We start from the raw sequence: 7,365 nt of genomic DNA on the forward strand, positions 1-7,365 counted from the left end.
CAGAAAGGACCATGATGACCACTCTCACCGAGCCGGTGAAAGCCACCGGAAGAAATGCCGACCTCCCCGGCGCGATCCGTTCGGAATGGATCAAGTTCCGGGGCCTCACCTCGAACTTCGCCCTGGCCGGATTCACCCTGCTGCTGCTCATCGCGAACGGGATCGCGATGCCGTTGGCCTATGTGTTCCGTGACCGCGGTTCGCCCAAGGCCGACTACGAGGCCTACGCGGAGATGATCGTCGACAAGACCGGATACGTCGGCGTCGTCCTCGCTGTCCTCGCCGCCCTGATGGTGACCAACGAGTACCGCTCGGGTCAGATCAAGACGACGCTCCTTTCGGTCCCCCAGCGGGTTCCGGCGCTGGTGTCGAAGGCCACGATCATCGCCGCCGTGTCCTTCGTGATCGGCGTGGTCAGCTCGAGCATCGGATTCGCGATCGCACCGACCATCCTCGCCGGCGGCGGCTACAGCTATCCGTTGGATACCGCTGATGCGATCCGCCTCATCCTCGGGTCGGGGCTCTACCTGGCGACACTGAGCATCATCGGCATCGCCGTCGGCTCGCTCATCCGGAACGTGGTCGCGGCCGTCCTGACGACCATCGTGTTCCTGATCATCGTGCCGGTGATCCCGCAGATGTTCTCCGAATACGGCACCGAGATTACCCGCTTCTTCCCGATCGAGTCGGGGTCGCTCCTTCTGGCACCCCTCGGAACCGACCCGATGGGGCCCTGGGGCGGCTATCTCGTACTCTTGGCCTGGAGCGTCGTCCTGTTCACCGCAGCCGCGATCGTGCTCAGACGCCGGGACGCATGACAGCATTCGGGCGGCGGTCCGAACTCCGGGCTGCCGCCCCGACCCCGCAGAAGGAACAGCACGCAGGACGGATGCTCGAGAAGATGCGCTGGTTCACCTCACACCCGTTCGTCGTCGACGTGCTGGTGGTGATCGCCGCCGTCGCGCTGCAGGTTCTCGCCTTCGCCCTGGCCGGGCAGGGTCCGCTCTGGCCCGGTGCCCTGATCGCCGTCGTCTCATCCGTACCGCTGTTCTGGCGTCGCCGATCACCGTTGCTCGCACTCTGCGCGACGGTGTGCGTCGCCGCCCTCGCCGTCTGGGTGCTCCCCGGCGTCGGGGCGCTGAGCTTCCCGTTAGCGTTCGCGCTCTACACCGTCGCCGCCACTCGCCCCTTTCCGCGCGCTGCCCTCGGGTACGCGATCGGCGTCTGCCTTCCGGCGCTGAGTGCCTTCGCGCTCCTCCTGACGAACGGGGTGGCGTTCTCACCGCTGTTCCTCGACCCGCTCGCCCTCGTCGCGCTGTCGCTGGGGCTGGCCGTGAAGAACCGCCGGCAACGTCAGGAGTCACACGCGGCGCTCGTGGAACAGCGGTTGGAGAACGCGCGGGTCAGCGAACGGAACCGGATCACCGCCGAGATGCACGACGTCGTCGCCCACTCGATCTCGATCATGATCGCCCTCGCGGACGGCGCATCGACCGGGTGGCAGAAGCATCCCGACCGTTCCGCAACCGCGCTGCGGAACCTGGGCGACGTCGGAAGAACCGCGCTCAGCGACATGCGTCGCATCCTTCACCTGCTCCGAGACGACGACGACGAACTCGCAGAAGCACTGCATCACTCCGGCCATAACCTCCCCGCCCTGGAAGAACTCGTCGACGTCTTCCGCGCTGCGGGACTCCCCGTGCACCTGATCCGCGTCGGAAAAGCGATACCGAACGATCCCACCCTGGCGACCACCGTCTACCGAATCGTCCAAGAGGGCCTGACGAACGCGCTGCGCTATGCCGAAGGAGCCACCCGCGTCGAGGTGCGACTCGAATCCGACGGGGCCCAGGTCGCCCTCACGATCACCGACGACGGACACGCGCCGGCAGCCGGGGCGCCGAGCCAGGGCAGCGGCAGAGGGCTCCGCGGCGTCGCGGAACGTGCCGCCGCGTACGCGGGCACCAGCTCCAGCGGGCGGCTCCCCACCGGCGGGTGGCGCACGACCGCGACCCTGTACATCGATGACGAAAGCCGAGCCGATCCCTCATGACTCCGCCACCGATTCGCGTCCTGGTCGTCGACGACCAGCCCCTCGTGCGCATGGGCAACGCGCTCGTGCTCGACAGTGCCGACGACATCGAGGTCATCGCCGAAGTCGGCAGCGGCGAGGAGGCCGTCGCCCTGGCAGCGGAGTTACACCCCGACGTCGTGCTCATGGACGTGCGCATGCCCGGCATCGGTGGCATCGAGGCCACCCGACGGATCACGACCGAAGACCCCCGCATCAAGGTCATCGTCTTCACGACCTTCGACATAGACGAGTACGCCTTCGGCGGGCTCCATGCGGGTGCGAGTGCCTTCCTCCTCAAGAGCGCCACGCCCGAAACACTCACCGCGGCCGTGCGCACCGTCGCCGCGGGCGACAGCGTCGTCGAACCGCGCATCACCACACAACTCGTCGACCACTACGTGAAGCGCGACGCGACTCCGGTCACCGGTAGCCCGCCCTCACCCCTCGACCGTCTCACTCCTCGCGAATACGACGTCTTCCTCGCGATCGCCACAGGGCTCTCCAATCCGGAGATCAGTGCGCGCCTGCACCTCACTCCGGCGACGGTGAAGACCCACGTCAACCGCGTCTTCGCCAAGCTCTACCTGAGGGACCGCGTGCACGCGGTCATCCTCGCGTACAAGCTCGAGGTGCTGTGAGACCCTTTTCCGGCTGAATCTACGACTCCTGATCGGGGTCCACGGCGGCACTCGCCTCGAGCTCTCGAAGGCGCTTCAACTGCGCCCACGGCCAGAAGGCGATCCACGCGATCGAGACGATCGAGGCCCCCATGATCATCGAAGCGATATCCATGCGATCCACGCTACGGAAACCGGATGCTCGCGAGCATCCCCCGTGCGACGGACTTGAGGCCCGCGTTCCTGCCAACCCGTGACGGCATGGATACGTCAGGCTGCCCAGCGGCGGATGCCTCACACCGCGTCGACGGGCCGTCTGTCTCCTCAGGTGTTCGGCGTGCTGATCACGAGGAACTGTGTCTCCATGCATCATCCCCGCGTGACGGGCACCCGATTCACGAGCCCCGGCGTGTATGAGCCGGCGGCAGCAGGTACTCACCGGCGCGGGCGAAGCTTCGGTCCGACCTCACTCTCGAGGGCTCCGAGCGCGATCAGCGCGACCCGGAGGAGAAGTCCGCGAGGATGCGGTCGAGGGTGCGGGTGATCGAGATCGTCGTCGCGGCGTCATGCCAGGGGTGCTCGCGCAGACCGGATTCGATCGCGACAGTCACAGCCTCGAGCATCGGGCCGTAGCCGTTGCCGACCCGCGGATGCCGCACCTGCTCCGGCTCGCGGAAGATGCGCTCCGCCGACCCTGCATGAACTCGGGCGTCGCTGCCCGCCCAGAACATGGGATCGAGCGTGATCCAGCCTCGCTCGCCGCTGATCGCCGCCGAGAGATCGAGAAAGTCCACTCCTGACCACGCGAGCTGCGCGAAGGCCCCACCGGGGTGTTCGAGCGTCGCATGCCCCGACAGGTCCACTCCGTCTGAGATGACACCACGGGCGTCGAGAGTGCACGGCTCGCCGAGGAACCAATGCGCGACCGTGACCGGGTATATGCCTCTGTCGCGCAAGATGCTCCCGCCGTCTTCCGGCCGCGCTTTGCCCGGGCGCGGGAAGAACGGGGTGCCGAAGCTCGCCCGCACGCTTCGGATCGCACCGAGCTCTCCCGCGGCGATCCGGTCGATGATCTCGACGTGCAGCGGGTTGAACCGCATCCACATCGCCTCCATGAGGAAGCGGTTCGCCTCTGCGGCGCGCGCGAACAGCCGCTCGGCGTCGGCAGCCGAGGTCGCAATCGGCTTCTCGACCAGTACATGCTTACCTGCGTCGAGGGCTTCGAGCGTGATCGCGGCATGCGTGACGGCAGGGGTGGCGATGTAGACAACGTCGACGTCGTCGCGAGAGAAGAGCGCCGAACGCTCGTCAGTCGATGACGGGATCCCGTGCCGCGCGGCGAAGTCCGACGCGCGGTCGGCGGTTCGCCCCCAGACGGCCCTGATCTCACCGCCGATGGCGAGCAGATCGGAGACGAGGCGATCGGAGATGTCGCCGGTGCCAACGATCCCCCACCTAAGCATCGACGGCCGTCCGCTCGCGGATCGGCGCCACGGTGAGGGTTGCGAGAGCGACGAGCACGAGAGCGGCTCCCCAGACGAGCTGATAGCCGCCGGTCGCCGACACGACGATCGCGGCGAGCGCCGGTGCCAGCGCCTGACCGAGGTTCATGGCGACGATGGCGAGTCCGAGATCTCTCCCTGCGCGCGCCGGATCCGGAAGCACGTCGATGAACATCGCGTTGTCGACCGGCAGATAGATGCCGAAGGCGAGACCCGTGATGATCACCTGGGCGAAGAGCGCCGGCAGCGTCGGCGAGATCAGGGGAATCGCCATCGACACGGCCATGAGCAGCGATGCGACGACGATGAACGGCTTGCGACGGCCGACACGGTCGGAGAGTCGACCCGAGATCGCCACCGCGATGAGCGTGAAGGGGATGCCCGCGAGCCCGAGGATCGGGACCATGGCCGATGCCTCGGCGGCGCTGAGCGCCGGGGAGATGTAGCTCTGCAGCATATAGAGATTGAGTACCGTCGACGTGCTGTAGCCGAAGAAGAACAGCACGCGCGAGACCCACAGCCACCGGTAGTTGCGGGCTTTGAGGGCGCTCGCGTAGCCGAGCAGGAACGGCTTCCAGGCGAAGGGCTCACGCTCGACATCGACCGACGACGCGTCACGATTGCGGGTGACGAAGAGCACCGTCGCGATCGCCACGAGCAGGCCGAGGATCAGATAGAAGTCCAGCCCGACGAGTCCGAAGAGGGCCCCGGCGCCGATGCCACCGAGGATGCCGCCGATGATCGCGCCCATGCTCGTCCACGACGTCACGCGGCCGCGCCGATCGCGCGGCACCCGGTCGGCGACCGTAGCCTGCAGCGGATTGCCCGCGACGTTCAGCGCCAGCTCGGCGGCAGACCACAGCACGACGAGCACCACGAGCGAGGGCGCGTAGCGGACGGCGACCAGCAGCACGGCGCCGATCAGTCCCGCGTAAAGGATCCAGGGAGCGCGGCGCCCCAGTCGGGAGCGCGTGCGGTCGGACAGCACGCCGATCACCGGCTGGAGGATCATCACGATGATGGCGCTGGTCGTCGTGACGAGCGCGAGCCCGTTCGCTCGCGCTGCTTCGAAGTTCGAGAGCAGGGCGAGCTGTCTGGTCTGATCCGCCGTCGGGGTGACATCACCGGCCGCGACGGCGCGGCCGAGCTCGGTGAGAGCCTGCAGGTCGACGCCGGCGTCTGCCCCAGTGAAGAAGGATCCGAACTCCAGCAGTTGGATCTGATTCGGCATGAGGATGCCGTTCGTCGCCGCCCAGACTGCCGAGACGGCCAGAGAGAGCAGCAGGTACCAGCGGATGTAACGAGAGAGAGGCTTCTTCGCGTCGTAGTGCACACCGATGTTCGAGGTCCACCGGGATTCCTCACCGGTGGGATGCGTGATCTGCTCGCTCATGATCGCGGCTTCCCCAGCTGTGCTTTCGTCATCGAACTCTCCAGACCGTCTCGCTGTTGAGACAGTTACATCAAATCAGAGATCGATGAATTCGGCAACCGATTGCCAATCGATTGTGAAGGTTCGCGCCGATCGCCGACCGGCGCTCAGCTGCGAGGAGCGGAGCCCGTGCTCCCTCGCACTATGAGGGTCGTCGCGAGAGGATCGTCGCTGACCGGCTCTGTGGCGTCCCCCAGAGCGTCGAGGACCTTGCCGACGGCACGCTCCCCCGCGAGCTGCAGCTGGGCGCGCACGGTGGTCAGCGCGGGGACGATGAGCTCGCTGCCGAAGATGTCGTCGAACCCCGCGATGCTCAGCTCGTCGGGCACGAGGATTCCGGCGGCGGACGCAGCCTGGATCAGGCCGATCGCCATCAGGTCGTTGAAGGCGATCACCGCGGTCGCGCGCGACGCCTGCACCCGGCGGAGCGCCTCACGTCCGCCGTCGATCGTCGGCGTGTGCGGGCCGATCTCGACGACCGCCAAGCCGAGGCGCTCGGCGGCGTCGAGCATCGCCTCCCACCGTCGTCGGCTGATCCATGACGTCTCAGGGCCGGAGAGGTACGCGATCGAGCGGTGACCGAGATCGGCGAGATGCGCGACGAGATCCGAGACGCCCTGCTCCACCTCGGGAAGGACACCGACGACACCGTCGACCTGACGATTGATGAGGATGACGGGTTTGCGCTCCGCCAGCCGCAGGATCCGCTCATCCGCGAGACGCGTCGTCGCCAGGATCAGGCCGTCGACGCTCGGCAGCAGTCGCGAGACCGCCTCGGCCTCCGCTTCACCGGACTCCTGCGATTCGGCGATCACCAGCGTGTACCCCGCAGCTGCGGCGGTGTGTTCGGCGCCGCGGACGATGCCGAAGATCACGGGGTTGGTGATGTCCGCGACCATGAGCCCGATAGTGTGACTGCGCCCCGTCGGCAGAGCGCGCGCCATCGGGTTGAACTGGAAGTCCAGGCGGTCTGCAGCAGCACGGATCTTCTCTTCCGTCTTCTTGCTTATCCGCCCCGGCTTGCTGAGCGCACGCGAGACTGTCGACGGGTTCACACCAGCCAGCTCCGCGATGTCGTAGATGGTCGCGGCGCCGTTCCGTCGCCGGATGCGCTCCGCGATCTCGCCGGGCAGATCGTCGTCCATGGTTCCTCCCAGCTCCCAGCGTGTCATGACGGGTGCGATTCGAGCCATTCGACGGCGGCGCGGGCGGGTGACCGACGTCGACGACGACAGCGACCTCGTCGGCGTCGAGCGCTTCAAGGGTGTCGAGTTGCGATCGAAGCAGGGAAGGGGGCATGAAGTGATCGGTCCGGCCGGCCGCGCGCTCGGCGAGCAGCTCGTCACTGCCGTGCAGGTGCACGAACACGACACCCGGCACCCGCTCGCGGATCCGATCCCGATAGACCCGCCGGAGCGCCGAGCACGCGATCACCGACCCCGATGCCGACCGCGCGGCGAGTTCATCGCTCACGCGGTCGAGCCACGGCATCCGGTCGCCATCCGTCAACGGTGTGCCCGCGCTCATCTTCGCCCGATTGGAGGCAGGATGCAGGTCGTCCGCATCGAGGAACTCGACCCCCAGATCCGCGGCGAGCAGGCGCCCCATGGTCGATTTGCCAGCCGCCGAGACCCCCATCACCACAACCGCGTACGACGCGTGTGCGTTCACCAGTCGTGGACGGTGCCGTCGAGGAGGCGGTTGTAGGGGAGGTAGGCCTGCTCGTAGGGGTACTTGCCC

General features: G+C 67.3%; 7 protein-coding genes and 1 pseudogene. 3 read left to right on the plus strand and 5 right to left on the minus strand.

What is annotated here, in order from left to right; genetic code table 11:
- Positions 1-14: 14 nt before the first annotated feature.
- Genes CQ034_RS19045 through CQ034_RS19055 form a run of 3 tightly spaced genes read left to right on the plus strand, consistent with a single transcriptional unit; the run spans position 15 to position 2,712 of the window.
- Entirely contained in the window at positions 15-818 is an 804-nt protein-coding gene (locus tag CQ034_RS19045) for an ABC transporter permease (RefSeq protein ID WP_219860819.1), read from the plus strand.
- Entirely contained in the window at positions 815-2,053 is a 1,239-nt protein-coding gene (locus CQ034_RS19050) for a histidine kinase (protein ID WP_105712335.1), read from the plus strand. The genes CQ034_RS19045 and CQ034_RS19050 overlap by 4 nt, the downstream gene beginning before the upstream one ends.
- Entirely contained in the window at positions 2,050-2,712 is a 663-nt protein-coding gene (locus tag CQ034_RS19055; protein WP_105712336.1) for a response regulator transcription factor, read from the plus strand. The genes CQ034_RS19050 and CQ034_RS19055 overlap by 4 nt, the downstream gene beginning before the upstream one ends.
- A 19-nt stretch (positions 2,713-2,731) precedes the next feature.
- On the opposite strand, the gene CQ034_RS19810 is transcribed toward CQ034_RS19055, so the two are convergent.
- The 5 genes and pseudogenes from CQ034_RS19810 to CQ034_RS19075 all read right to left on the minus strand — a co-directional run.
- On the minus strand, positions 2,732-2,866 hold the full coding sequence (locus CQ034_RS19810) for a hypothetical protein (RefSeq protein WP_258134285.1): 135 nt from the start codon (positions 2,864-2,866) through the stop codon (positions 2,732-2,734).
- Positions 2,867-3,182: 316 nt separating this feature from the next.
- A complete protein-coding gene (locus CQ034_RS19060; RefSeq protein WP_105712337.1) occupies positions 3,183-4,154 on the minus strand; it encodes a Gfo/Idh/MocA family protein in 972 nt (323 codons plus the stop codon).
- On the minus strand, positions 4,147-5,586 hold the full coding sequence (locus tag CQ034_RS19065; RefSeq protein ID WP_105712338.1) for an MFS transporter: 1,440 nt from the start codon (positions 5,584-5,586) through the stop codon (positions 4,147-4,149). Before CQ034_RS19065 ends, CQ034_RS19060 begins: the two co-directional genes overlap by 8 nt.
- Before the next feature lie 146 nt (positions 5,587-5,732).
- Positions 5,733-6,770 carry a LacI family DNA-binding transcriptional regulator gene (locus tag CQ034_RS19070; protein ID WP_181156386.1) on the minus strand — a complete coding sequence of 346 codons (1,038 nt, stop codon included), beginning with the start codon at positions 6,768-6,770 and terminating at the stop codon, positions 5,733-5,735.
- 124 nt (positions 6,771-6,894) lie between these two features.
- A pseudogene (locus tag CQ034_RS19075) lies at positions 6,895-7,263 on the minus strand (gluconokinase); the annotation flags it as partial.
- Positions 7,264-7,365: the final 102 nt, after the last annotated feature.

The sequence above is a fragment of the Microbacterium sp. MYb45 genome (assembly GCF_002979655.1).
Lineage (GTDB): Bacteria > Actinomycetota > Actinomycetes > Actinomycetales > Microbacteriaceae > Microbacterium.

Bases quoted from the DNA above. Each gene is read 5' to 3' on its own strand.
- CQ034_RS19045 (WP_219860819.1), top strand. From the start codon at position 15: ATGACCACTCTCACCGAGCCGGTGAAAGCCACCGGAAGAAATGCCGAC.
- CQ034_RS19050 (WP_105712335.1), top strand. From the start codon at position 815: ATGACAGCATTCGGGCGGCGGTCCGAACTCCGGGCTGCCGCCCCGACC.
- CQ034_RS19055 (WP_105712336.1), top strand. From the start codon at position 2,050: ATGACTCCGCCACCGATTCGCGTCCTGGTCGTCGACGACCAGCCCCTC.
- CQ034_RS19810 (WP_258134285.1), bottom strand. From the start codon at position 2,866: ATGGATATCGCTTCGATGATCATGGGGGCCTCGATCGTCTCGATCGCG.
- CQ034_RS19060 (WP_105712337.1), bottom strand. From the start codon at position 4,154: ATGCTTAGGTGGGGGATCGTTGGCACCGGCGACATCTCCGATCGCCTC.
- CQ034_RS19065 (WP_105712338.1), bottom strand. From the start codon at position 5,586: ATGAGCGAGCAGATCACGCATCCCACCGGTGAGGAATCCCGGTGGACC.
- CQ034_RS19070 (WP_181156386.1), bottom strand. From the start codon at position 6,770: ATGGACGACGATCTGCCCGGCGAGATCGCGGAGCGCATCCGGCGACGG.